The following is a 238-nucleotide window of genomic DNA, read 5'->3' on the forward strand; positions in this document are numbered from 1 at the left end:
AGATCCCCCAACTACTTTCGGCGCTGAGACGCTTAACTTCCGTGTTCGGCATGGGAACGGGTGTGGCCGTCTCGCTATCGCCACCAGACAAGTATTATATTAACATTATTTATCGATAATGTCAATACGTTTTTTGAGATTGTTCTCTCAAAACTGAGGATTCATCAACACGAACCATTAGACTAGATCAAAGCCTCGACCGATTAGTATCATTCAGCTCCACGTGTCGCCACGCTTC

The 238-nt window shown here is 45.4% G+C and carries 1 rRNA gene; it reads right to left on the reverse strand.

From position 1 onward, the window contains the following. A 5S ribosomal RNA gene (gene rrf, locus KNP00_RS14180) occupies nucleotides 1–88 on the reverse strand; the annotation flags it as partial. Nucleotides 89–238: the final 150 nt, after the last annotated feature.

Origin of the sequence: Exiguobacterium qingdaonense (assembly GCF_018617855.1) — a bacterium.
GTDB lineage: Bacteria > Bacillota > Bacilli > Exiguobacteriales > Exiguobacteriaceae > Exiguobacterium > Exiguobacterium qingdaonense.